Source organism: Weizmannia acidilactici (assembly GCF_008974225.1).
Classification (GTDB): Bacteria; Bacillota; Bacilli; order Bacillales; family Bacillaceae_C; genus Weizmannia; species Weizmannia acidilactici.
In genome coordinates, this window is the sequence record NZ_BKZR01000006.1 from 71,212 (window position 1) to 96,097 (window position 24,886).

At 47.5% G+C, this 24,886-nt stretch carries 29 protein-coding genes; 17 read left to right on the plus strand and 12 right to left on the minus strand.

Annotated features, from left to right (window positions below; genetic code table 11):
- Positions 1-65: 65 nt before the first annotated feature.
- Positions 66-1,307, minus strand: coding sequence for a beta-ketoacyl-ACP synthase II (gene fabF / locus GBH70_RS03585; protein WP_151679744.1), 1,242 nt, complete (start codon positions 1,305-1,307; stop codon positions 66-68).
- 108 nt (positions 1,308-1,415) lie between these two features.
- The gene (locus GBH70_RS03590; protein WP_151679745.1) at positions 1,416-2,354 is read right to left on the minus strand and encodes a beta-ketoacyl-ACP synthase III; all 939 of its coding nucleotides are present in this window, start codon (positions 2,352-2,354) and stop codon (positions 1,416-1,418) included.
- 239 nt (positions 2,355-2,593) lie between these two features.
- On the opposite strand from GBH70_RS03590, the gene GBH70_RS03595 reads away from it, so the two are divergent.
- Positions 2,594-2,863 (plus strand): hypothetical protein, encoded by a 270-nt coding sequence (locus GBH70_RS03595; protein ID WP_151679746.1) that lies wholly within the window; start codon positions 2,594-2,596, stop codon positions 2,861-2,863.
- On the opposite strand, the gene GBH70_RS03600 is transcribed toward GBH70_RS03595, so the two are convergent.
- The gene (locus GBH70_RS03600) at positions 2,860-3,639 is read right to left on the minus strand and encodes an NAD-dependent epimerase/dehydratase family protein (protein ID WP_151679747.1); all 780 of its coding nucleotides are present in this window, start codon (positions 3,637-3,639) and stop codon (positions 2,860-2,862) included. The two genes, GBH70_RS03595 and GBH70_RS03600, sit on opposite strands and share 4 nt — an antisense overlap.
- A gap of 180 nt (positions 3,640-3,819) precedes the next feature.
- On the opposite strand from GBH70_RS03600, the gene GBH70_RS03605 reads away from it, so the two are divergent.
- Positions 3,820-4,002 carry a YjzD family protein gene (locus tag GBH70_RS03605; RefSeq protein ID WP_151679748.1) on the plus strand — a complete coding sequence of 61 codons (183 nt, stop codon included), beginning with the start codon at positions 3,820-3,822 and terminating at the stop codon, positions 4,000-4,002.
- 47 nt (positions 4,003-4,049) lie between these two features.
- Here the strand turns inward: GBH70_RS03605 and clpB are convergent, their stop codons facing one another.
- The 3 genes from clpB to GBH70_RS03620 form a co-directional block, all read right to left on the minus strand.
- Positions 4,050-6,650, minus strand: coding sequence for an ATP-dependent chaperone ClpB (gene clpB, locus GBH70_RS03610; RefSeq protein WP_151679749.1), 2,601 nt, complete (start codon positions 6,648-6,650; stop codon positions 4,050-4,052).
- Between the two features lie 224 nt (positions 6,651-6,874).
- On the minus strand, positions 6,875-7,054 hold the full coding sequence (locus tag GBH70_RS03615; RefSeq protein WP_151679750.1) for a YjzC family protein: 180 nt from the start codon (positions 7,052-7,054) through the stop codon (positions 6,875-6,877).
- Between the two features lie 155 nt (positions 7,055-7,209).
- Positions 7,210-7,518, minus strand: coding sequence for a metal-sulfur cluster assembly factor (locus GBH70_RS03620; RefSeq protein WP_151679751.1), 309 nt, complete (start codon positions 7,516-7,518; stop codon positions 7,210-7,212).
- Between the two features lie 185 nt (positions 7,519-7,703).
- Here GBH70_RS03620 and GBH70_RS03625 point away from each other — a divergent pair, with 185 nt between their 5' ends.
- The 3 genes from GBH70_RS03625 (at position 7,704) to GBH70_RS03630 (ending at position 8,967) form a co-directional block, all read left to right on the plus strand.
- Entirely contained in the window at positions 7,704-8,537 is an 834-nt protein-coding gene (locus GBH70_RS03625) for a Cof-type HAD-IIB family hydrolase (RefSeq protein ID WP_151679752.1), read from the plus strand.
- Between the two features lie 83 nt (positions 8,538-8,620).
- Positions 8,621-8,770, plus strand: a complete 150-nt coding sequence (locus tag GBH70_RS16635) for a hypothetical protein (RefSeq protein WP_172967525.1) — start codon at positions 8,621-8,623, stop codon at positions 8,768-8,770.
- Positions 8,770-8,967, plus strand: a complete 198-nt coding sequence (locus GBH70_RS03630; protein ID WP_151679753.1) for a DUF3813 domain-containing protein — start codon at positions 8,770-8,772, stop codon at positions 8,965-8,967. The genes GBH70_RS16635 and GBH70_RS03630 overlap by 1 nt, the downstream gene beginning before the upstream one ends.
- Before the next feature lie 16 nt (positions 8,968-8,983).
- On the opposite strand, the gene GBH70_RS03635 is transcribed toward GBH70_RS03630, so the two are convergent.
- Entirely contained in the window at positions 8,984-9,427 is a 444-nt protein-coding gene (locus GBH70_RS03635; RefSeq protein WP_151679754.1) for a BsuPI-related putative proteinase inhibitor, read from the minus strand.
- A gap of 205 nt (positions 9,428-9,632) precedes the next feature.
- Here GBH70_RS03635 and GBH70_RS03640 point away from each other — a divergent pair, with 205 nt between their 5' ends.
- The 6 genes from GBH70_RS03640 (at position 9,633) to GBH70_RS17965 (ending at position 12,883) form a co-directional block, all read left to right on the plus strand.
- Positions 9,633-10,490, plus strand: a complete 858-nt coding sequence (locus GBH70_RS03640; RefSeq protein ID WP_151679755.1) for a DegV family protein — start codon at positions 9,633-9,635, stop codon at positions 10,488-10,490.
- A 74-nt stretch (positions 10,491-10,564) separates the two neighbouring features.
- On the plus strand, positions 10,565-10,696 hold the full coding sequence (locus tag GBH70_RS03645; RefSeq protein WP_151679756.1) for a DUF3941 domain-containing protein: 132 nt from the start codon (positions 10,565-10,567) through the stop codon (positions 10,694-10,696).
- A gap of 109 nt (positions 10,697-10,805) precedes the next feature.
- Positions 10,806-11,297, plus strand: coding sequence for a YajQ family cyclic di-GMP-binding protein (locus GBH70_RS03650; RefSeq protein WP_151679757.1), 492 nt, complete (start codon positions 10,806-10,808; stop codon positions 11,295-11,297).
- 142 nt (positions 11,298-11,439) lie between these two features.
- Entirely contained in the window at positions 11,440-12,312 is an 873-nt protein-coding gene (locus GBH70_RS03655) for an SDR family oxidoreductase (RefSeq protein ID WP_151679758.1), read from the plus strand.
- A gap of 134 nt (positions 12,313-12,446) precedes the next feature.
- Entirely contained in the window at positions 12,447-12,632 is a 186-nt protein-coding gene (locus GBH70_RS17960; protein WP_253718626.1) for a DUF2777 family protein, read from the plus strand.
- A 179-nt stretch (positions 12,633-12,811) separates the two neighbouring features.
- Positions 12,812-12,883, plus strand: coding sequence for a hypothetical protein (locus GBH70_RS17965; protein WP_253718627.1), 72 nt, complete (start codon positions 12,812-12,814; stop codon positions 12,881-12,883).
- Between the two features lie 154 nt (positions 12,884-13,037).
- On the opposite strand, the gene GBH70_RS03665 is transcribed toward GBH70_RS17965, so the two are convergent.
- Genes GBH70_RS03665 through GBH70_RS03675 form a run of 3 tightly spaced genes read right to left on the minus strand, consistent with a single transcriptional unit; the run spans position 13,038 to position 15,519 of the window.
- Positions 13,038-13,409: a YisL family protein gene (locus GBH70_RS03665; RefSeq protein ID WP_151679759.1), complete on the minus strand. Its 372-nt coding sequence runs from the start codon at positions 13,407-13,409 to the stop codon at positions 13,038-13,040.
- Positions 13,410-13,457: 48 nt separating this feature from the next.
- Positions 13,458-14,336: a fumarylacetoacetate hydrolase family protein gene (locus GBH70_RS03670; protein WP_151679760.1), complete on the minus strand. Its 879-nt coding sequence runs from the start codon at positions 14,334-14,336 to the stop codon at positions 13,458-13,460.
- Positions 14,337-14,355: 19 nt separating this feature from the next.
- Positions 14,356-15,519 carry a DUF418 domain-containing protein gene (locus GBH70_RS03675; protein WP_151679761.1) on the minus strand — a complete coding sequence of 388 codons (1,164 nt, stop codon included), beginning with the start codon at positions 15,517-15,519 and terminating at the stop codon, positions 14,356-14,358.
- A 136-nt stretch (positions 15,520-15,655) separates the two neighbouring features.
- Here GBH70_RS03675 and GBH70_RS03680 point away from each other — a divergent pair, with 136 nt between their 5' ends.
- From GBH70_RS03680 to GBH70_RS03705, 6 genes are read left to right on the plus strand one after another with little or no spacing between them, the layout of a single operon-like run.
- On the plus strand, positions 15,656-15,877 hold the full coding sequence (locus GBH70_RS03680; RefSeq protein ID WP_151679762.1) for a spore germination protein: 222 nt from the start codon (positions 15,656-15,658) through the stop codon (positions 15,875-15,877).
- 12 nt (positions 15,878-15,889) lie between these two features.
- Positions 15,890-16,120: a spore germination protein GerPB gene (locus GBH70_RS03685; protein ID WP_151679763.1), complete on the plus strand. Its 231-nt coding sequence runs from the start codon at positions 15,890-15,892 to the stop codon at positions 16,118-16,120.
- Between the two features lie 14 nt (positions 16,121-16,134).
- The gene (gene gerPC, locus GBH70_RS03690) at positions 16,135-16,746 is read left to right on the plus strand and encodes a spore germination protein GerPC (protein WP_151679764.1); all 612 of its coding nucleotides are present in this window, start codon (positions 16,135-16,137) and stop codon (positions 16,744-16,746) included.
- Positions 16,736-16,915 (plus strand): spore germination protein GerPD, encoded by a 180-nt coding sequence (locus GBH70_RS03695; RefSeq protein WP_151679765.1) that lies wholly within the window; start codon positions 16,736-16,738, stop codon positions 16,913-16,915. The genes gerPC and GBH70_RS03695 overlap by 11 nt, the downstream gene beginning before the upstream one ends.
- Positions 16,916-16,919: 4 nt before the next feature.
- Positions 16,920-17,357, plus strand: coding sequence for a spore germination protein GerPE (locus GBH70_RS03700; RefSeq protein ID WP_151679766.1), 438 nt, complete (start codon positions 16,920-16,922; stop codon positions 17,355-17,357).
- 22 nt (positions 17,358-17,379) lie between these two features.
- The gene (locus GBH70_RS03705; protein WP_151679767.1) at positions 17,380-17,598 is read left to right on the plus strand and encodes a spore germination protein; all 219 of its coding nucleotides are present in this window, start codon (positions 17,380-17,382) and stop codon (positions 17,596-17,598) included.
- 52 nt (positions 17,599-17,650) lie between these two features.
- Here GBH70_RS03705 and addA read toward each other — a convergent pair whose 3' ends face one another.
- Positions 17,651-21,400, minus strand: coding sequence for a helicase-exonuclease AddAB subunit AddA (gene addA, locus GBH70_RS03710; RefSeq protein ID WP_151679768.1), 3,750 nt, complete (start codon positions 21,398-21,400; stop codon positions 17,651-17,653).
- Positions 21,378-24,884, minus strand: coding sequence for a helicase-exonuclease AddAB subunit AddB (gene addB, locus GBH70_RS03715; protein ID WP_151679769.1), 3,507 nt, complete (start codon positions 24,882-24,884; stop codon positions 21,378-21,380). The genes addA and addB overlap by 23 nt, the downstream gene beginning before the upstream one ends.
- Between the last annotated feature and the right edge of the window lie 2 nt (positions 24,885-24,886).

Sequence of the window (24,886 nt, forward strand, 5' to 3'; positions counted from 1 at the left end):
AGTGCCCCGGGCCGGCCTACCGGCTCTTGGGACAGCCCCTTGACGTTCTTTATAAAAGACGAAGGTTAATCTTCGTATTTTTTAAATGCCAGTGTCGCGTTATGGCCGCCGAATCCGAGCGAGTTGCTGAGCGCCACTTTGACTTCCTGCTTGCGGGATTCATCCGGCACGTAATCCAAATCGCATTCCGGGTCCGGCGCTTCAATATTGATCGTCGGCGGTAGGATACCTTCGTTGATTGCCAGTACGGTAAAGATAGCTTCAATCCCCCCCGCTGCGCCGAGCAGATGCCCGGTCATGGATTTTGTCGAGCTTATGGCAAGTTTATAAGCATGGTCGCCAAAAACTTCTTTTATAGCCATCGTTTCATATTTATCATTATACTGCGTACTTGTGCCGTGGGCATTAATATAGCCGACTTCGCTTGGGGTGATCCCTGCGTCGTCAAGCGCCATTTTCATTGCACGCGCGCCGCCTTCCCCGCCTGGAGCTGGCGCCGTAATATGGTATGCATCGCCGGTTGCCCCGTAGCCGATGACTTCCGCATAAATTTTTGCCCCGCGCTTTTTCGCATGTTCCAATTCTTCGAGCACCACAATCCCGGCGCCTTCTCCAATGACAAACCCGTCGCGGTTTAAGTCAAACGGGCGGCTTGCCGTATTCGGGTCCGGATTGGTCGAGAGCGCGGTGTTTGCGCAAAATCCCGCCAGCGACATATTTGTAATCGGTGCTTCTGCGCCGCCGGTAATCATCACGTCGCAGTCTCCACGCTGGATGACCTTAAATGCATCGCCGATCGAGTTCGTTCCCGTTGCACAGGCGGTTACGGTACAGGAATTGATGCCTTTTGCGCCGAGTAAAATGGAGACCTGCCCAGCCGCCATATCCGGGATCATCATCGGGACAAAAAACGGGCTCACACGCCGGTATCCGCGTTTTTGGAAGATTTCAAACTGGTTTTCGTACGTTTCCATGCCGCCGATCCCGGATCCGATCCAGACGCCGACACGGGTTGCGTTTTCCTCGTTAATCGTAAGGTTCGCATCTTTTACCGCCATTATCGCGGATGCGACGGCATAATGCGTAAAGCGGTCCATTTTGCGTGCTTCTTTGCGCTCAATAAACTCTTCAATATTAAAATCTTTCACTTCAGCAGCCACTTTTGCCGGAAACTGGTCCGCATTCAGCCTTGTCAGCGGCCCGATCCCGGACTTTCCGTTTACTACGTTCTGCCAGGCTGTCCGCGCATCATTTCCGACCGGTGTAACAGCCCCAATTCCAGTGACAACCACTCTTCTGTTTTCCATTTTTCCATCTCCTTTTCCAGGTACAAGAAGACCGGTAATGTTTAAGTATCATGCGATAAATCCGTCAAAATTTTACAGCTTTGAAAGGCTGCTGTGCCAAAGCGGGGGTTATTTCCCCCATCTTACCAGTACAGCACCCCATGTCAATCCGCCTCCAAACCCGACCATCAAAACAAGATCGTCATCTTTGATCTTGCCTTCTTCCAGTTCATCCACTAATGAGATCGGAATGGAAGCAGCGGAAGTATTTCCGTATTTATGGATCGTTTTCGACATTTTTTCAACAGGCAGGCCAAGCCTTTCCCTCGCTGATTCCATGATACGGATATTTGCCTGGTGCGGGATTAAGAAATTTACATCCTCTTTTTTCACCCCGGCCTTTTCAATCACGCGCAGGCTCGATTCTCCCATTTGGCGGACGGCAAACTTAAATACTTCGCGGCCGTTCATGACAATATGCCCGTTTTTATCTTCATACAAATATTTGCCGCCGGAGCCGTCCGAACCGAGTTCAAAAGCAAGAATGCCCCTTCCTTCCGAAACCGGACCGATGACGGCGGCACCTGCCCCGTCGCCAAAAAGCACAGCCGTACTGCGGTCTTCCCAGTTCGTGATTTTGGATAATTTTTCAACACCTACAATTAAAACATATTTATACGTATTCGTCTCAATAAATTGCTTGGCTGTCGCCATGGCGTACATAAATCCGGAGCATGCCGCGCTTAAGTCCATCGCCGCTGCCTTCTTCGCGCCAAGGCGGTCCTGCAAAATATTCGAAACGGTCGGGAACGGCTGGTCCGGCGTAATGGTCGCTACAAGGATTAAATCAATTTCTTCAGGGGAAATGCCTGCATTTTTTATCGATTTTACAGCCGCTTCATAGGCCATATCAGACGTCTCGATTTCATCCGGCGCGATCCTGCGCTCTACAATCCCCGTCCTTGTCCGGATCCATTCATCGGACGTATCCATCATTTTTTCAAAATCAAAGTTTGTCAAAACCTTTTCAGGATTATACTTCCCAACACCGATAATGCCAGCATTCATTTCGTATTCCTTCTTTCCAAATTAAAATAGTCAAAGTTTATCATATACGAATGATTCTTATAGTTATTATTATGACCTGCTCCTAATTATATCAAAGCGGTGTTTTCTTGTCACCCCCGGCCAGTGTTCTATTGCGGATGGGCCAATGGCGCGGTCGAAACCGTTTTTTCGTCATATGCTGTAGTAGAAAAGACGCCCGGATTTCAGACAATAAAAAGAAGCCGAAAGGGAGTGAGAAAATGGGTGAACACAAAAAAGTCCATCCTTTTGACCAAATGTTTTTTCCACGCAGGAACCAGGTGCAATTGCCAGAAAGCACCGATGAAAAAATAGAAGATGGAATAGCCGGCAGTTTATTTAACCATCCATTTTTCCAAAACATTGATATCGAAGCACTGTTGGAGAATGCTGATAAGCTGTTTGAGGCAATTGATGAGTTGAAGCCTTTGTTCCGAAAAATGGCCCCTATCGTTGAAAAACTTCTTTCCAATATCGGAAAAGGGGATTAATTACTTGTTTTAATATTCTTTCCCATATATGCCATTTGCTTTGAGATGGCCTCTTTATATGAAATCGACGGCTGGACCGTTATGCCTTCCATCTCCCGGACGGAAACAAGCCTGTTTTCCGGAAGCGGGCGGCTGCCATAGCCATCTTTGGCCAAAAAGCGGGCAACGGGCTCCCATCCGTTTCCATCCGGGCTTTTCAAATAAAAAGTTTTCCCGGTTCGTCCTTTTTCCAGCACTTGCACAATTGCTTTAGCTGCATCACCGGCGTATAACGCATCACGATCATCGTATTGCAGATCCGGATCAAGATTTCCGTTTATCATTTGTGAAAATGCCATCCGGCTTGGCTGTCCGGGGCCGTACAAAGTCGGGACAAAAAAGGTCATGGTTTCTATATAATCGGTTAAGCTCCGGGGAATCCAGCCCGCTTTTTCCGTGCTTTCCGCCAAATGGTTTGGGAGGATTAGCGCCAAACGTTCCATCCTGTTGGAAAAATTTCCTAAGCAAGAACAGACAGTTTGCAAATCCTCCCGGGCGTTTTGGACATAATAGTCGTAAACCGGCAGGCAGCAAGTAAAATCACTTTCAACCGAAAGCTCGCTGGTTGGCTGATAAATGGCATTCGCATTTCTGCCGATTTCCATCCATTTTTCCCCATCTATGCCGCCGGACGCTTTACTATCAGCTGCCATAACCGGATATCCAGCATCAAGCAGCGCCTTGCACAGTTCAAATCCGGCAAATTGCAGGGCGCCGAGGACAAGCACTTGATCCATAGGAACCCTCCATGAACATTTATTTTTAAGCTTATGCGGACTCGGCTATAAAGATTCATTGCCGTCGACGGTGTTTTTAGATGGCAACGGGCAAATATCTGCCTCTTTACAATTTATTGCGCTGTGATATGATAAAAGGAGACATTGCATAGGAGTCCATTTGAATTTGGGGTGAAAATCATGAAATACATTTTTACAATCTTTTGGGTATTTTTGCTAACCGAGATGCTTGGATATGTCGGAAGCGCCATCACAAATTCTACATACCATGTAAAAACGATGGCCATCATGTCGCTTGTCATTACAGCTGCGGTTTTGATTGTCAATGCAGCGTTGCCAAAACATGTAAAAGCGGAAGAATAAAATCTATCCGGCGCTGCCTGATTCGGGCAGCGCCGGATTGTTTAAGTTTAAGGCTTCAGATTTTCGGCCGTAATCGTAAGCTGCCCGTTTTTCACATCGATCCTTACAATTTCATTTGGGCGTACCGTTCCCGAGATAATTTCTTTTGCCAGTTTTGTCTCGATTTGGTGCTGGATAAAGCGTTTCAGCGGCCTTGCGCCGTATACAGGGTCATAGGCCGATTCGGCGATCCATTTTTTCGCGTCATCGGAAAGCGAGAGCCGGATTAACTGCTCTCTTAGGCGGCCGGCCAGTTCTTTCATTAATTTATCGACAATGCCCATCATATCGTCCATGCTGAGCGGCTTAAATAAAATAATATCGTCAATTCTGTTTAAAAATTCTGGACGGAATGAGGCGCGCAGCTGCGCCATGACTGCATTTTTCGTGTCTTCGTCGATTTCCCCGCCCTTTATATCAAGCAGATAAGAAGAACCAATATTGGATGTCATAATAATGATCGCATTTTTAAAATCGACTGTTCTCCCCTGCGAGTCGGTAATCCGGCCGTCGTCGAGTACCTGCAGGAGGATGTTGAACACTTCCGGATGGGCTTTTTCAATTTCATCAAGCAGAATGACAGAATACGGTTTCCGTCTGACCGCTTCTGTTAACTGCCCGCCTTCTTCATAGCCGACATATCCCGGAGGCGCGCCGATCAGACGGGATACGGAATATTTTTCCATATACTCGCTCATGTCGATCCGGACCATATGGTTTTCGTCATCGAATAAATGCTGTGCGAGCGCTTTTGCGAGTTCAGTTTTCCCGACGCCGGTCGGTCCGAGAAAGATAAAGGAGCCGATCGGGCGGTTCGGGTCTTTCATACCAGCACGCGCCCTGAGGACAGCATCGCTCACAAGGCGGACAGCTTCATCCTGGCCGATCACCCGCTCATGCAGGATGCTTTCCAGTTTCAATAGTTTTTCCCGCTCGCCTTCCACAATTTTTGCCACCGGAATGCCTGTCCAGCGCGCCACAATATTGGCAATTTCTTCTTCCGTGACTTCTTCCCGCAGCAGCCTTGTCTTTCCTTCATTTTCGGCCATTTGCTTTTCCAGCTGCTTTAGTTCTTTTTCAACAGCAGGGATTTTTCCGTGCCGCAGCTCAGCGGCTTTATTCAAATCATACTGATTTTCGGCTTCTTGCAGGTCGCGCCGGTATTTTTCCAGTAGTTCACGTTTCTCTTGGACTTTCTGCAGATCCGCTTTTTCGGACTGCCATTTGGCGCGCATCGTGTCCACTTCTTCTTTCAAATCAGCGAGTTCTTTCCGCAATATACCCAGCCGTTCTTTGCTCGCATCATCCGTCTCCTTTTGCAGGGCGGCTTCTTCAATTTCAAGCTGCATGAGTCGTCTCGTCACTTCATCAAGTTCGCTTGGCATTGAATCCATTTCGACGCGGATGTTTGCGCATGCTTCATCCACCAAATCAATCGCTTTATCCGGCAAAAAACGGTCGGTAATGTAGCGATTTGATAATGTTGCGGCCGCGACAAGCGCTTTATCATGGATGCGGACGCCATGATGGATTTCAAAGCGTTCCTTTAATCCCCGTAAAATCGAAATGGTATCCTCCACATCCGGCTCCTGGACAAGCACCTGCTGGAACCGGCGCTCAAGGGCGGCATCTTTTTCAATATACTGCCGGTATTCATTAAGCGTTGTTGCCCCGATGCAATGCAGCTCGCCGCGGGCCAGCATCGGCTTCAGCATATTGCCGGCATCCATCGCCCCTTCCGTCTTACCGGCACCGACAATCGTATGCAGCTCATCGATGAAAAGCAAAATCTGTCCGTTGCTTTTTTTGATTTCCTGCAGCACCGCCTTTAATCGTTCTTCAAATTCCCCCCTGAACTTCGCGCCTGCAACAAGCGCCCCGATATCCAGAGAAAAAATGGTTTTATCTTTTAAACCTTCCGGGACGTCTTTGCGGACAATCCGCTGCGCAAGCCCTTCGACGATCGCCGTTTTCCCGACGCCAGGCTCCCCGATCAAGACAGGATTGTTTTTCGTTTTGCGCGACAAGATCCGGATCACATTCCGGATTTCCGCATCCCGGCCGATGACTGGGTCCACCTTGCCTTCTTTAACGGCTTCAACAAGGTTCACCCCATATTTTTTTAAAACGTTATAGGTTGCTTCCGGGTTTTGCGAGGCCACCCTTTGATTCCCCCTTACTTTTTTGATTACCTGCAAAAGTTTTTCTTTCGTAATCCGCCTGCGCTTTAAAAAGCGGGAAATGTCATCGTGCTCCAAGTCCATCAAAGCGAGCGCCAAATGTTCCACTGAAATATACTCATCCTGAAACGAGTGCATTTCCTTCTCTGCCAGACGGAACAATTCCAAAAGCGATGAAGACAAATACGGTGCTGCACTTTGCCCAGCCACTTCCGGCTTTTTCAAAAGCGCCTCATCAATTGTCCTGGCCATTTCTTCTTGTACGATACCGGCTCCTTTGTATATCGTTAAAAGCAGGCTGTCGGGCTTTTCCAGCAGCACTTTCCATAAATGGGCGGTATCCATTTCCGGATGGTGCTTTTCAGCGGCCATCTGCTGGGCCCCCGCCAAACCTTCCTGGACCGTAACCGTCATGCGGTTGATATCCATATTTTCACCTCCGTTATCCTTATTTTACCTTTTTCCAAGTCCCTGTTAAATTTTTCTGTTGGATTTTTGCTAAAATTTCGCCCTGAACACACGGCGAACCTCCCCCATTTCCCATGTCCCGGTTCCGCCGCACGCTTTCACCCCAAGCTTCCCGCAAATCTCATGCTACTTAAGGAACCTTTTCAGAAAGCGACATCAAAAAAACGGGGAGATTCCCCGTTTTTTTAAGGTTTCCGTTTCCGCGTCCAATGGCGTTCATCATTTGATGTTTCCGGAAACCGGTCTCCTTTATGGAGGTGGATGCTTTTCGGGTTTACGACCGGATCGCCGTTTTCGCCGACTTCCACATATACCCCGTTATTCGGCGCTTTGCTTCCAGGATGAAACCGATTGCTTTGTCCCAAAGAAATGCCCTCCTTTTTGATTGTCAGCATTAGTTTGGACAGCGCCTCGCCAAAGCATGAGCGCATTTTTTTGCCATGGATTCTGTCATGGAGATATTCGCTCTCTTGCGCCCATAAAAAAACGGCCAGAAAAAGGCCGTCCGCATCAATATTCTTCAGTTGATCCCGAGCGCAATTTTTGCGTAGCGGGACATACGGTCTTTTGTCCATGGCGGATCCCATACTATGTTGACATGGGTATCCTTGACTTCCGGAATATCCTGTACAGCCATTTGGACCTGGTCAACAATAATGCTCGCCAACGGGCAGCCAATTGCCGTCAGTGTCATCGTGACTGTCAGGCACCCTTTTTCGTCAAGCTCAAGATCATATACAAGCCCAAGATTTACAATATCTATACCGATTTCAGGGTCAATCACCTGTTCAAGCGCGCCCATAATATTCTCTTTTAATGACTCATCCATGGTTTTCAACCTCCTCCGTATTCTTATCATAACAAAATTGCATTCAATATAAAAATAAAAATTCTTTACATCATTTTAACATCCCGCTCTGTACGTTTGCAGGAAAAATGCTATATTGTTTAGTATAGTTAATTATCGTGAAATTGCATGTATATTGACTATCATTTCAAAAAGGAGCAAATGCGATGCCGCAACCTTATTTAATTGCTTTGGATCTGGATGGTACACTGTTAAATGATGAGAAAACCATTTCCCCGAAAACGAAATCCGTTCTGAAAAAGGCAAAAGCAGAAGGCCACATTGTCATGATATCCACAGGCCGCCCTTTCCGTTCAAGCCAGCCGTATTATAACGAACTGGAGCTCGATACGCCGATTGTCAATTTCAACGGCGCTTTTATCCACCACCCGAAAAACAGGAGCTGGGGCATCTACCACGAGCCGATGCCGCTTGAGGTGGTGAAATCGATCGTGGAAACATGCGGCGATTTCCGGCTTTATAATATTGTTGCCGAAGTAAAAGATGATGTGTATTTGCATTACCATGACGAAAAGTTGCTTGAAATTTTCCGGATCGGTGACCCGAATGTAACGACCGGAAATTTGATCAGTTTTCTGAAAGACGAGCCGACCTCCATGCTCATCCACGCCGCAAAGGAAGATGTTCCGGAAATACGCAAATATTTAAGCGATGTCCATGCGGAAGTCGTCGACCATAGGCGTTGGGGGGCGCCATGGCATATTATTGAGATCATCAGGGCCGGGCTGAATAAAGCAGTCGGCGTCAAAAAAGTTGCCGACTCATACGGCATCCCGAAAGAACGGATCATTGCTTTCGGGGATGAAGACAATGACATGGAATTGATCGAGTACGCCGGCATCGGGATTGCGATGGGCAATGCCATCCCTGCCTTGAAAAATATTGCGGACGAAACGACCCTCTCCAATACGGAAGACGGCATCGGCGTATTTTTGGAGGAAGCGCTGAATTTGAAGTCGAAAAAAGGGGAAAGCGCATAATCCCGGCCCGATGTTCCTATACTATAAGCGGGCGCGGGATTGTACCCCGCGTACCCTTACGAGCATAAAAGGCGGTGTTTCGTTTGGGCAGAAGCAGCAAATCGAAACGATTTGTCCAGCAGGGAAAAGATGCAGTAAAAAAGCATGATGAAAGGTTCCCATATTACTCCACATTGGTCGAAGCAGAAACAAACAGGAGCCGGGAAGATGCTGTATCGGGGAGCCTCCTGTAATGGCCAACCGATTATTCAGGCAGGCAAGGCAATTTGTCGAACTGGCGAAAGAAACGGCCGCCAAGGGAACTGATGAAGAGAAAACCGAAACGATCCAAAAAGCGAAAAACGCCTTATCCAGCGCATACGCCAACTCTACACTTGCTGAAAAGGTGCAGTTGCGCGAAATGCAGGACGAACTCGGAAAATTGGAATAGCTGCCGGCTTCGGCAGCTATTTCTTATGGATCGTAAACTGCAGTTCCGTTTGCACATGCCCGCCAGATTTCCCGTTTATTTTCGAAGAAAGCAGAACGGCTTTTACCGTGTACGTCCCCGCCCCCCCTTTCCAATTTTCAACCCATGTTTTCCGTTCGCCTTTTTTTAATGTGAGATGCTGGAAGGCCTGCAGATAAAATTTTCCTTTTCCAAACGTGTACACCGGCTTCCCTGTTTCATCATAAATCGTAAAATCGTACAACTTGCTTGTAGGGAACTCCAAATGCATTTCCTCTTCTGTACGATTTGCCGCGGTTAGACGTATTTCGACGTTGCAGCCCTTTTGAACGGCTTCTACAGAAAAATCCGGAACCATTTTTCCCTCTCCTTTTGCCGCGCCCGGAATGGCCATGATAACAGCAAACATCAGCCATAACATGCCCACTTTTTTCCAAAGCATGACCTGACACTCCTTTTCTGATTCCACTATACCACTTTACAGGGCGGTTTACCCCATCCGGTCCTCCAAAGCAACTTAAAACCAGTTTTACGTTTTAGTATAAGTTATTTTTTACAAATTTCTCACGGCTGATCGGAAAAATTGTACAATCCAGCGAAAATATGTAAACTAAAGCTAGAACTTATGGATTGTGAAGGTGAAAACAATGGGTATTCAAATTTACGCGGACAGCGCATGCGACCTGCCGCTGTCTTTTTTCAAAGAAAATCACGTATCGCTGATTCCATTAACGGTTTATGTGAACGATAAAGCTTACAACGACTTGGTTGACATTAATCCAAAGGACGTGTTCCGTTCCATCCGTGAAGGCGCGGAAACAAAAACTTCCCAGCCAACACCAAAGTATTTTGAAAAACTTTTTACCGATTTGGCCAAATCAGGGGATTCCGGCATTTATCTAGCATTCTCGTCCGAGCTTTCCGGTACATACCAGACAGCCGTGATGATCGCCGGCCAGGTAAAAGAGGCGTACCCGGATTTGGACTTAACGATCTTGGATACAAAATGCGCATCGATCGGCTATGGCCTGGTGGTAAAGTCGGCAGTTGACCTGCGGGAAAACGGCGCTGATAAAGAGGAAATTATCCGGGATGCTAAATTTCGCAGCAAACATATGGAACATATTTTTACGGTTGCTGATCTGGAGTTTCTTGCCAGGGGCGGACGTCTGTCTAAAGCAGGCGCATTTCTTGGCGGGCTTTTAAATATTAAGCCGATATTGGATGTGGAAGACGGAAAACTTATCCCGATTGAAAAAATCCGCGGACGCAAAAAATTGCTCCAGCGAATGCTTGATATCATGGAAGAACGCGGCGTTGACCTGGAACATCAGCTGATCGGCATCTCCCACGGTGATGACGAAGCGGCAGCGGAAGAAATGAGGCAGCTGATCGAAGCGCGCTTTGGAACAAGGCATTTTTTAATCAATACGATCGGTTCTGTCATCGGCTCACATGCCGGGCCCGGCACATTGGCCGTCTTTTTCCTAAACAAGCTGCCTTAAGTGTATAGCGCTGCCGGGAGACGGGGAAACTTAGGTTCGGGATATTTATTTTTGTTTCGAAAGGAGTTGCCTTTATGTCACGTACTTCCGATAACGACAAAAAAGCGCGCGACAACAATGCGCTTCGCCACGAAAAAAACTTGCAGGCGGAAAAGGAACGTAAAGCCGGAAAACACCAGTATTCAAAAAAAACCGACCATTTATAAGGCAAGGGGGATCCCCTTGTTTTTTATGTATCAGAAATACAATAGGTTGTGGAATGTCTAAGGCTTCCATTATAATAAGAGTTAACGCAGCTTTTTAAGGAGTGTTGACATGGCGAAAGAAAGTTCATTCGATATTGTTTCAAAAGTCGATTTATCGGAAGTGCAAAACGCCGTCCAAATTGCAATGAAGGAAATCCAAAACCGGTACGATTTCAAAGGGAACAAAAGCGATATTAAGCTGGAGAAGGATGAACTTGTCCTCATATCGGATGATGAGTTTAAAATGAACCAATTGAAAGACGTGCTCCTTGGCAAATTGATTAAGCGCGGCGTACCGATCAAAAATCTCGAATACGGCAAACTGGAAAATGCATCTGGAGGCACTGTCCGCCAGCGCGCCAAACTGCTGCAGGGCATTGATAAAGAAAATGCGAAAAAAATCAACACGATTATTAAAAACAGCGGATTAAAGGTGAAAAGCCAGGTGCAGGACGACCAGATCCGCGTGACCGGGAAAAGCCGCGACGATCTGCAAAAAGTCATTGCGGCAATCCGCGAAGCAGATCTTCCGATTGATGTGCAATTTGTCAACTACCGGTAAAATCCATGTTTTTTGCGGGAAGCGGGGTATGCCCCGCTTCTTTTTTTCATGCGGCCGGGCCGATAAATAGAATTATTGATTGGGTAAAAAACTAATGATGAATCCTGACTTTTTCCCATTACAAAACGAGGAGTGATCCATATTGGCAAACGAACAAAGTACCTCCAAGCGAACCATGCCGGCCCAGCACCAAAACAGGCAGCCAGGCGTTGAAAGCAAAATGTACCCGCAACCGGAAAATGTAAAAGGCAGCTACCGGGGCAGCGGCAAACTGGACGGTAAAATTGCGCTCATCACTGGCGGGGACAGCGGTATCGGAAAATCGATTGCCATATATTTCGCAAAGGAAGGCGCACATGTTGCCATCTGCTATTTGGATGAAAATGAAGATGCCAAACAAACAAAAGAACTGGTGGAAAAGGAAGGCCGCAAATGCTTAGTCATTCCGGGCGATATCGGGAATGAACAGCACTGCCGGGATGCTGTCGAAAAAACCGTCAGCACGTTCGGCAAACTGGACATTTTGGTGAACAATGCCGCCGAACAGCACCCGCAGGAAAGCATCCTTGGCATTACGGAAGAACAGTTGGAAAAAACGTTCCGTACAAATATTTTCTCCCAATTTTTTATGGTGAAAGCGGCGCTTCCCCACTTAAAAAAAGGCAGCTCGATTATTAATACGGCATCCATTACAGCCTATAAAGGAAATCCACAATTGATTGATTACTCGTCCACCAAAGGGGCAATCGTTGCTTTTACGCGCTCGCTGTCGGTTTCGCTCGTCTCAAAGGGGATCCGCGTAAATGGCGTTGCGCCGGGGCCGATTTGGACGCCACTTATCCCGTCCACCTTTACGGCTGGACAGGTGGCGAAATTCGGTTCCGATACCCCGATGAAACGACCTGGCCAGCCGTCCGAACTAGCCCCGGCCTACGTGTATTTAGCTTCCGACGATTCAAGCTATGTCACCGGGCAAATGATCCACGTAAACGGCGGCACAATCGTAAACGGATAATCAACAAGCCGGAAAAAGGGCACTCCTGTTTTCCGGCTTTTATTTTTGGGTTCCGCCGGCCGAAGATGTATGAAATTCCTTCCCCTTGTCTAAAACATATAAAGAAATCCAAACAAGCGGGAAGGAAGACAGCGATGGGCAAACTGCAAAGGTTGAAAATTATTGAATCCCAATCCCGCGCTTTTTTAACCGGCACAGCGGAGAAGCTGAATGATGAATGGGTATTTTTTGACGATGAGTGCGATGAAGCGTCAATGTTGGACGATTATCTTGACCAGGAAATCGAATTCCACGGCGGCCAGTGGAAAAAGGGATTTTAGCAGACCACGGCAGGATCCTCTTGGAGGGTGAAAATCTTTTCCTCACAGACAGAACATATATACAGATTCGCAAGCCGCTTAACTTTTCATTGGAAGTACGGCTGGAAGAATGGGATGATGACATGTTCTGCCGCTTCATTTAGTTTTTAAATGAGTCGGGATTTTCCATCTATGACTGCATCTATTGCCACAATACGTTGTCATTTCTCGCAGGCTCCGAAAAAACAGGGCGTGAATTTGATGCTGTTTAACAACGGGGAATGCATTTTATCGGTCCATCACCATTCAGGTTTGGGGAAAATATGGCCGAATGGTTTGAATGCACATTGAACATAGGCGGGCGCATGTTCCTAAAAAGGGTTCATTAAAAAAGAAGGCAAGCTTGTTCCTTGCCTTCCGCATTTTTTACATAAAAGGGTGCCAGCCTATTGGCAGCCTCAGCCCCAAATATAACACGCCGATGAAAAAGACAATGAATAACACCCAAAATACCCCTGTGTTTTTCCCTTTGGCAAGGCGCAGCAAAATCATTTCCATCATACCGATCACAAGAATACCACCAAGCAGTTTTACGCCATACAACGCGGGGTCGAGGCTTTGGTTGTGGAAAAATAAAAGCGCTCCTGTAACGATGACCAGTATGTACAACAGCCTCAAAATCATTTGGACAATTTTAAAACCTTTTTCTTTTCCTGCCTTATGGAGAAACAATGCTACGATAAAAAGTATGATCGCAATTACCCACGTCGTAACATGGGTGTCTGTTCGGGTTAACATGGACGGATCTGCTCCTTTTTTTCTATTGTTCCATGCCTTTATCTTACTTTATTTGATGACGTTTCGCAAAGTTCCTACCTTTTCAACCGTAATTTCAATTTTATCACCCGGTTTTAAAAAGCGCGGCGGCTTGAAGCCGTTCCCTACGCCGGCTGGAGTGCCAGTTGCGACGATGTCCCCCGGTTCCAGCGTCATCCCCTTTGATAATTCGGATATAATTTCTTCAACCGGGAAAATGAAACGGGACGTATTGGACTGCTGGCGGACTTTGCCGTTTACTTTTGTTTCAATCCGAAGGGCATTCGGATTTTCAATCTCTGAACGATGGACGATCCACGGGCCGATTGGGCATGAACCGTCCAGGCTTTTCCCGATAAAATACTGCTTGTGCATGCGCTGAAAGTCCCTTGCAGTAATGTCATTCAGCACGGTATACCCGAATACATGGGAAAGCGCATCTTCTTTCGCAATACGCCTCCCTTTTTTGCCAATCACAACCGCCAGTTCCCCTTCATAATCCAGTTCCTGTGTAATGCCGCTGTAAGAATCGACCGGAGCCTCATGGGCGTTTACGGTTGTCGTTGCTTTCGTAAAAACAATCACATGTTCCGGAATATCAGCTGCGCTACCCATTTCAATCGCATGTTCACGGTAATTTTTTCCGACGCACATGATGTTTCTTACAGGGTGCGGGATTGGCGCAAGGTAGCGGATCCCATTGAGCGGAACGAACGCATTGCCCAAATCTGCTTCCGGTTTTTCCAGCGTTTGTTCAACAAGTGTCGTAAACGCCTCCCCCATCCGGATGCCGTTAAGCAATGAATCCGGAAAACCTGCACCCAAAACGGATAAGTTTAAAATCTTTTCTTCATCATAAACAGCGCCGTATTGTTCCTTACCTTCCCAAACAAAACTGATAAATTTCATTTCAAAACACCTCACAATTTTACGGTTTCTTTCCATAACTTAAAATTCTCCAAATCCATTCCAGCGGCCCGTACCGGAAACGGAGCAGCCACATATCGGCCAACATCATCTGTATGAGATAGATCAAAACTGTAAGCCCCATTCCGACTGTAACAGAAAGCTTGCCATACAGCCCCAAACCGTATGCATAAAAGATCATGGTGCCAATCACTGACTGGCCGATATAAATGGAAAGAGGCATCCTTCCTGCCTTTGCAACCGGATTCAGAAAAAGTTTGGCATGGGGCAGCTGTACCGCCAGCATCACGAGCGCGATATAAGCACCGCTTAAAATAGTTCCACCAATTGTTTGCTGGATATACATAAACGGGACATTTGCCGCTGCCAGTATCGGCAGTAGTTTGCAGAACAGGCCGGAAGCAAAACAGACGAAAAAAAACAGCAGCCATTTTTTCATTGTGATACGCCCATCCTGCAGCCAATTTTCCCCGCAAATCCCCGCTCCGGCCATCATGAGCGGAAAAATGGAAAAAAATGCATTCCATCCGCCGGGCGGGCCGTACACATGGTACCAGTCCAAAAATCTCCTTTTCGTGATATCCATATAACTTCCACTCCCATACACCTGGAGCGAATCCGTGACGTTTTTCAAATCAGCATACAGGACGGAGGTGTTTGGAAATTCCAGCGCCATCACCATTAAATAAAGGCTGGACAGTAGATGCGGGACGAAAAATAGTACAGCACCCGCATAGATTAAGACTTTTCCGTCCAGCTTCAAAAAGGGCAGGAGAATCATGCCAAATACCGCATAAGCAGCTAAAATATCCCCCGACCAAATCAAAAACGCATGGACAAGGCTGAAAACGAGCAGTACGGTTAAACGCCGGAAAGCAAAACGAAAAAAATTTGCCCCAGCCTTTTCCGCCCGCTGTTTCTGGAACATGAGCCCGTAACCGAAAAGTAAGGAAAAAACCGGATAAAAGCTGGATTGGAAAAACACTTGAATCCATGCTGCCACAGTCTGATCCCCAGCCTTGAACCAGTCGTACGGATTAATATAAAGATAAGGAAATTCAAACGAGAGCATATTTACCACAAAAATTCCCAACAGCGAAATCCCCCGCAGCACGTCTAATGCGAATTTTCGTTCTTTTGCGGGTAGTGGCATCCAATCAGCCATTGCATCTCTCCTTTTCCTTCGTTTCCGTGAACTTTAGCGGATGTTTCACCTTTTGCCGGTTCCCTCATACAATAAAGCATGAAAAGGCCTCATTTCCAGCAGGGCCGTTACCACCTTACGGAAGGATGTGCGGGCCATGCCAGGTTTTGTCGGCGCCGTCCAGATTATCAATATTGGATCCAGTGGCGTCTTTAATGTCGGGGATGTATTTCTTATTCAGCCGATAGCGACTTCAAAAACATTTGCAGGCGCAGGATCTTTTAATACAGGTGAAAACCTTAACATTACAAACGTCCAATCGAACACGAATACCTATGACTTTGACACAATTGATCAAGGAAACTATCTCAATTTATAACGGGTGAATGACATGAATATTTACGTACAGCAAAGCATCAACATCCGCATGATCAAAATCGGCGGCATTACGAATTCCTCGGTCCTTCAAATCGGTACTTCCGGTATCATCAAGCCGGCATCGTACCTGTACAATACCGGCAATTTTTCAGCACCGGCCCCGTCAGCAACCGCAGCGGAACAAGCCTATCCAAATGTCACCGTTCCGATGCATTCCGGCGCTGCCGCAGCAAGTTCAAGATAGAAGGAGGTTTTGTCATGTCTGACCTATACTCCGAACTCCGGCAACTGTACCAATATTTTCAATACCAGGAAGCGAAACTGGCGCAAATGGAAAAAGCACTGGCCGGCCTGATACAGGAAATCAAGATGCTGAAAGAGAGACCGCCCATCCATGTGGACAGAATTGAATATGCATTTGACCAGTTGAAAATTGAAAATCTGGACGGCACGCTAAACATCGGCGTCAATCCGGCAGATCTCAGCCAAATCGATGATATGGCCATCCCCGCAGCAAAAGGCGGGATCGATTTTCAGGATGACAAGCGCAGCGCCTTAAAGCAGGCGCTTTCCGAAAGGCTACTGGAATATGTGGAGGCAGAACTGCCAAAGGCTATTACGGACAGTGAACGCCAATTAAAAGTCCAGCTAAATCAAGAATATCATAATTTTATAAAAAATGATCTAAAAAACCAAATTCCGCAGCGGATTGATTATTACATCAACCAGCTGAATGCCCCGGGTGCCGATGATAGAGAACTTTTTGATAAAGTATTACAGCAAATCAAGGCGGATATGGAACATGCTGTCCATGTTTTTATTTCAAAACTTCCGCCGCAAATGAACGGGGGTGCTGCAAATGGAACTTAACGTCGTCAACCGTGAAATCCACGTGGAATATGTCCAAATTATCGGCATTTCGAGCGCCTCTGTTTTTCTGGTTGGGGATGCAGATACGATACAGCAGGCCGCGACATTCGATACGCCTGCCGAATCCCTCATTATCAGCCCGCTTGTTCCGTTTGTGCCGAGGGGATAAGCCAATGATCAGACACTCTATCGTCGATCAGCTTCGGATCAAAACGGTCATTTTCGGATCGAACGTTATAATCGGCGACTCAAGCAAAATTCAGATGTCATCCGCGGTACTCGCGTTTCAAAGACAGCAGGAATTGTATTACGGATTCGAAGCACCGTTTGAAACATTTGCGGTTTTCAGACAGATCATTCCAATTCCGCCGCTATCGGAACAAATTGAAATACAGCGCTACCATGAAGATCCAGCCATAAAAGTGGGAAGCATCGACATTATCGGAATGTCAACTTCGACCGTTATGCAAATCGGAAATATAAAAGATATTGCCCTTGAATCAAGAATCCATCATGTCCGCCAGCTTGATCCGTTTCTCCTCAAGCAAAACGGAACAGGTGGCCCGCGGACAGTTGCCGTCAAACAGGAAAGCAGGGGCACATCAGAATAAAACCATAAAGCAGGTGATCAAAATGCCGGCTATCGTAGGCCCGTTGCAGATTTTTAACGTTGGAAGCGGCATTGTCCATTTTGGCGACACTGCCGTTATTTCCCCAAAAACAAGTTCAAAAACAACAAGCGGCTCCGGTTCTCTCTCGACTTCCGCTTTTATCATTACAAACAACGCGCTCAGCGCAAACAACACCTTCAGCGGCAGTGTTGTCGACCAGCCTTCAGCCGGAAACAATTAGGCGGTGGGCCCTTCACCTTGAAAATATTAAGGTGAAGGCGTGCCCGCCCGTCTTAATGAACTTTGATAACATGCCCGCCGTTAAAGAAATACAGGTATTTTGCTTTAACCTTTCGTTTTAGAATCGTTTCCAGCGCCCTGCCGTATAGTGTAAGCTGGATTTCATACCGTTTGCGCAGGACGGGCTCGGCTTCTTCAAATCCGCCTTTAAACCTCTCCTGGATACGGTCCGACTTGAAATCAAGCAATATTAATCCGTCCTTTTCCTCCACCACGCAATCAAAAATGCCCTGGACTAGCACACGCTCTTCCGCCAGCGCCTTATCCCGGTAGATTTCAGATGCAGGAAGGGACAAACTGAACGGCATCTCCCGCATGACTTTTTCCGCCTGCAGGATGGTCTCGCCAATCTCTGTTTCAAAAAAGTGGACAAGCTGTTCAACCGCAATCGCATCCGCCTGTTCTTCCGTCAGCAGCTCCCGTTTGATCATGTCATCAATCAGTTCTTCCACAGATGCATAAGTCGGGGGTGCATCCAATGGAATATGCTGCATCACCATATGCATAGCGGTTCCCCGCTCGGCCGGGGTGATTGATTTTTCCTGCATAAAACGCGGCCGGTCAAACACATGTTTCTGCGTGCGGGGGATCAATTGGGTGCCGTTCGTTTCGTCACGCTCTTCGTTCATCCGCTTCAATTCCGAAACTGATTGTTTGGCGCGCCGGAGCGTTGCGGTCTCATTCTTGTAACGCCAGCTTAAGTGCTCGAAAACGGATTCTTTCCATTCGGAATGCGCCGCAACGGGAAGGCCGGCTTTGACCAGATGCTGCCAGTCCTCTTCCGGTTCTGTTTCCTCCCCATCCGGGTCCCCGAACTGTTCTTTCGGGATAAGCGTGATGTTCCAGCGGGAAGGATCCTTGAGCGTTAATTTTCCGGTTAACATATCTTCTGTAAATAATTCTTCTGCATCTTCATGCCTTGCAAGTGCCGGCCCGATCCAGTCTAAATACGAATTTGCCGAAGCCCGCAAATGGTCTTTGATCAGCCAACTCTGCTGTTTCTGAACCTTTTTCCATTTTTCCAGCCTGCTTTTCAAATTTTTTACGGTTCCGACCAAATACAGTTTTTCCTTTGCCCTAGTTAAAGCGACATAGAGCACACGCATTTCTTCCGCAAGCATCTCCAGTTTTTTCTTCCTTTTAAAGGCGAGGTGCGGCAAAGAAGGATAGATGATGCGCTTTTGCGGGCTGATGTACTTGCAGGCGAACCCGAAATCTTTATCAAACAGAAAAGCCTGGTTAATATCCCGCATATTAAATTTCCTGTTCAGGCCGGCCACAAAAACAACTGGAAACTCAAGCCCTTTGCTTGCATGGATTGTCATCAACCGGACAACATCTTCTTGCTCGCTTAACGCCCGTGCTGTGCCCAAGTCGTCCCCTCGCTCCTGCATCCTTTCGATAAACCGCAAAAACCGGAACAATCCCCTGAAGGACGTTTCTTCATACTGGCGCGCCCGGTCATATAAAGCGCGCAAATTTGCCTGCCGCTGTTTTCCGCCCGGTAGTCCGCCGACAAAATCATAAAATTTCGTTCCACGGTACAGCTGCCAAATTAATGAGGACAAATCCCCCTGCCTTGCAACGGAGCGCCATTCTGACAGTTTCTCCGCAAATTTTGAAACTTTCTCGTGTACTTCTTCTTCTTCCGGTTCCGGTCGATCTGAAATAAATTTTTTCACCGCTTCATAATACGGCCCGCGCTTTGCGTGGATGCGAATGCGTGCAAGTTCCTCTTCATTAAGCCCGACAATCGGAGAACGGAGTACAACTGCCAGCGGAATGTCCTGGTACGGGTTGTCTATCACTTTTAAAAGGGAAAGCATCACCGCAACTTCAGTAGCATCGAAATAGCCTGTCGAAAGTTCGGCGTACAGCGGAATGCCCGCCTGCTTAAATTCTTCCACCATTTCCGGAGCCCACGTCATCGAACGCATCAGGATCACGATATCTTTGTACTGGATCGGCCGGAAAGTTCCGGTCTTCGGATTATAAACCGGCTGTTTTTCCTGGATCAGTTTTTGAATTGTCCGGGCAAGGTAACGCGATTCCAGCTGGGACTGCTCCAATTCGGCCTTATCCATCACATCTTCATCCATATCGGCTGCATCATCTTCCCCTGCTTCTTCATCCGCCTGGTCAATAATTGCGACTTCAATCGGAAAATCCCCTTCAGGATAAGATGCGCCTTTTACAAGTGCAGCCTGTTCATCGTATTCCATCTCACCGACATGCACGCCCATAATTTGTTTAAAAATAAAATTCGTACCGTCCAAAATTTCTTTCCGACTGCGGAAATTTTTTGACAAATCAATGCGAAGCCCCGTGTGCTCTCCTTTAGAGTCAAAAGCCTGGTATTTTGACAAAAACAAGTTCGGTTCCGCAAGGCGGAATCGGTAAATGCTTTGTTTTACATCGCCTACCATAAAGAGATTGCCGTCATAACCCGAGCCCCTTGTCACCAGCCTTATAATCGTTTCCTGCACCATGTTGACGTCCTGGTACTCGTCAATCAGCACTTCTTTAAATTGGGCCTGGTATGCTTTTGCCGCTTCAGAAGGCACCCATCCTCCGTTTTCGTTTTTGGTTGTTAAAATCTCAAGGCAAAAATGCTCCAAATCCGAAAAATCGGCCAGCCCCTTTTCCGCCTTTACGTTCGCATAAGCAGTGGAAAATTTTTTCACAAGTTCTGCAAGCGTAGCAATGACCGGCTGCATCTCTTTCATATCATTCAGGAACGATTCGGGCTTTCTTGTGAAAAAGTCTTTTTTCAACCCTTCAAGGATCTTTTTTGCCGATTTCCGCAAATCATCGGCAGCCTGTACAAGCTCCTCCTCATAGTCGTCCCCTTTGCACATTTTTGCGCGGGTAAACGTCCATGTATTCATTTTTTCATAAAGATTTTGCCATGGGCCGGTGCTTGCGGAAAGCAGCCTGTCCACAACCGCCACATCATCCAGATAATTTTCCGCTCTGGGTGCCGGACCGCCCGGCTGTTTGGAGAGCTCATACGCTTCTTCCAGCATTTCTTTGGCCGCCTGCAGCTGAAGGCGGATATCTTCTTTCACAGGCGCCATAAACGGAAGGGCATCCAACTCCGCCCGATCCCCCACAGCGTACATTTCCACCATTTTATCCAGCCATCCGGAAGGATCCGGGTGGGAACGGGAAAAATCGTACAGTCTCCGGATCAAATGTTGGAGCTGTTCGTCGCTCCGATCATTTGAAAACGTGTCGACCACACGGTAAAAGGCATCATTATCCTCTTTCCCGTATTCAGCTTCAAACAAATCATCCAACACTTCATCGCGCAAAAGTTCCGCTTCCGTGTCATCCGCAATCCGGAAACCCGGATCAATGTCAATCAAATAATAGTATTTCCGGATCACTTCGAGGCAGAAAGAGTGGAGCGTGGAAATGGAAGCTTTATTCAGCAGACTCAACTGCTTCCGTAAATGGCGGGAGTCCGGCCTGCTGCTGATAGCAGCTTCAATTGCTTCCCCGATCCGATGACGCATTTCGGCGGCAGCGGCATTCGTAAAGGTAACAACCAACAGTTCATCAATATCAAGCGGATCTTCTTCGTCCAATAGTTTTTGGATAATCCTTTCAACAAGCACCGCCGTTTTCCCGGATCCGGCCGCAGCCGCCACTAGAATATCCTGCCCTTTTGCCATGACGGCTTTCCACTGGTCGTCCGTCCATAACGCACCGGCCGGTTTAGCAGGAATAGCTGTTTTCATCTTTTTCACTCTCCTTTCGCATTATTTCCAGAATTTCTTCCTGTTTTTGTGGGGTGATGATCCGGTAACGATTTTCTTCCATCGACTGGTCGAACTGGCATACCGACCGGAACGGGCAAACCGCGCATGCTGCCTGTTTTTTGATTTTATACGGCGCGATATCGGTGGCGCCGGACATGATCGCATTGCCGGCTTTCATATAAATATGGCGCACATATTTGCGGATCGTTTCGAAATCTTCTTTGCTGGCGACTTCGGAACGGGCGGTTAATTTTCCGTCTTTTTTCAGGCCTGCCGCTACGATTGCGCTGTTTCCCGACTCAAGCGTCTTATCCATGAGTGAAATGACTTCCGGACTGTCCAGCATCAACCCCCGCATCCGGAAATCTTTTAAAATTTTTTCTTCGATTTCTTCTATGGTTAAAATCTTATCCGCAGAAATGAGCGGATCGTGAAGATGGAAATACAGCACGCCCGCCGGAAGGCTTTCTTTTCCAATCAGCTGACGGGAGTAAGTCATGATGATATCCAAATAAGTGAGCACCTGCAAGTCTAGCCCGTAATAGACATCCGTTAAATCGAACTTGTGTGCGCTTGATTTGTAATCGATCACCCTTACGTAAACGCCGTTTTCATTCTCCACTTTATCGACGCGGTCGATCCGGCCCTGCAGCTCCATTTTCACCCCGTTTTTCAGCGTAAACGACAGCGGCGGCAGCTCTTTTTTCGGTCCGAAGGCAAGTTCCATCGCAACCGGTTCGAAGCCGCTCCTTTGGGCATGCACGCTTAAAATATAGGACGCCCTTCCAACAACCTGCTCCAGTTTCTTTTTAATATATTGGTAGCGTTTCGTACTCAGCAATATTTGGTGCTGTAGTTTCGGCGCCAGATCGTCCACCGCCGCTTTTGCCAATTCCATGCTTTGCTTCTTGCTGATTTTGGACCACGGAATGCCTTCCTGCTGCAGTTTATCGGAAATCCATTTCAGCGCCCCGTGGAAAAGGTCGCCGATATTCGGGGCATCAAGGCGGAAGACTTCGCGCTCGCGGAGTTTCAGCCCGTATGTCGCAAAATGTGAAAACGGACAGACGAAAAACTGCTCCATTCTCGACACACTGGCTAAAATATGGTCTCCGTACAATTCTCGGCTCGTTTTTTCGGACAGTTTGCGCGCCTTGTTTTGATAAAACAAACTTGAAAAAGCATGGGCGGCCCCATTTTTCCATTCCGGGTTTCCAATATAGAAGTTATAAGCATCCCACCAAAAACTGGCCATTGGATAGCCCCTTTTCTTCAGCTGCAACTGGGAAGTGACAAAAGCAACGGCAGCCGCCGGATGGGAAATATATGCGATTTGCTGATCATCTTGCAGTTCGGCCGGATCATTCACCCATAATCCCCCACCATGTGACGGGAACATATCCTGCATCCGTTTGATATAAGGGGACGCAAGCAGCGCCTTCCCTTCTTCATCGGCAAGAGGATAAGATAGGACAAGCCTTTCCGAAGGCGTCGTCAGCGCACGGTAAAAAATAAATTCTTCATCCAAAAGACGCACTTTGCTTCCCGGTGTGATCTCCATGCCTTTCAACAGCAAATATTCGCGTTCCTCATCATTTAGGATCCCCTCTTCGGTTATTTTGGCCGGCATCACGCCATCATTCACCCCGATAATAAATGCCAGTTTTACATCCGAAAGGCGCGACTGTTCCAAATCGGCCACCAACACTTGATCCAAGGCAGGCGGGACGATCGAAAATTTCAAAGACTCAAGCCCCGTTTCGATAATGGACGAAAATTTCTTTAGATCTGCAGGGTCATCGCCAAAAATTTCCACGAACTGGTCCAAAAGGCCCATCACTTCATTCCAGGCCTGGTCATGTTCCCTGGCGGCGACAAGATCCCCTTCTTCTTCCTTAATTAGCCGTAAATTTTCCAGTTTTCTTGGAATCTCCAACTCTTCCAAATAAAGATACAGCGCTTCGCACAGCGCACGCCCTGTCTTAGCCCGCTTCAGCCGCCGCGATAGGCGCAAAACCGGCGCTGTGATCAACAACCGCAGCTCATTGATTTCCTGTTCAATTTTTCTTTCTTCGTCGGTTTGCGGCAGATTTTCCAGCTCAAGGCCCCTGATGCGCCTGTACTCCCATCTTTTTCTGCCCGTCCATCGTTCCCCCTGGATCCCATAAGCAAGGACATAGTTTTCAAGCCGATCCATTTTTTCACGCAGCCTATGGATGTTTTCCCCAAGCGGAAACAATAGGTCTGTTTTTACCGCCCGGAAAACGGGTTCATAGCGCCAGTTTCCCCGGATAATTTCCAAAGTGGAGCGGACCAGCTCAATTAGCGGATGATTGAGCATCGGCCGTTTCCGGTCAATAAAATACGGCACCTCATAATCATAAAAAACCGTTTCGATTAACTCCTGGTAGGCATCTCCGTTGCGGACAAGGAGGGCGATATCCCGGTAGCGGCACCAGTTTTGCATGACAGCATCCCGGATCGCACGGGCAATCCCCTCAATTTCCGCCCGCCTGTTATTTGCCTGCCAAATTTCCACCCTGCTTTCATCCAAAAAAGATGGAAACGGCAGTTCTTCAAAGCTGGACTGTAAAAAGCGCAGGCTTTCATGCCCGAACCGGACCGGCTCATGGAGCACAACATCTTCTTCCATGTCAACCTGGCCTGAAAGCGCCAGTTCATAAATGGACGCATATGCTTCCCCCGGCATCCGGAACAGGTACAAATCATCGGGGCGGGCCCTTCGGAACGCCCTGTCCGTTGCCAGAGCAACCGTGACGCGGCGGCAAGTTTTCAAAAGTTCCGTGATGACCAAATATTCCTGGGGGGTAAAAGTGTGGAAACCGTCAATATAAATTTCCGCCTGCTGCAAATAGCGGGAATGCGCGATCGCAGAAGCAAGCAGGCGCAAGTAATCTTCCGAATCAATGTATTTGCCTTCCAATTTTTGTTCATAGGCGCTGTACACGATTTCTAAGTCATGCAGCTTATCCGACAGAACTTCTCCTTTTCCTTCTTTCCCGAGTTCTTCCCGCTGCTCTAAAAGCTGCTCCGGTGTAACACAGGAACGTTTAAATTCTGTCAATATCTGCTCAACATGGTCAATAAATCCGGCCTTATCCGCCGCCCGTCCAAACACGGACAGTTCTTCTTTTTTATCTTCTAATATTTTCCGAATGAGCATATTTAAACCTGAACTAGAAACGTGGCTGCGGCTGATGCCGCCAACTTCTTGCAATATTTTCCATGCAAGGCGCGTAAAGCTGTACACCTGGGCACGGATCATGCCGCCCAGATCCGGGGCATGTGCAAGCCGTGTTTCCGACAAAAATGTCATCTGCTCCGGAACAAGATAAATCAAGGGGGAGCCGGATGGATTTTCAAGCAGTTTCTGTCTGATTTCGCGGTGGATGAATTCCGTCTTCCCCGTCCCGGGACGGCCGATAATAAATCGAAGGGACACTC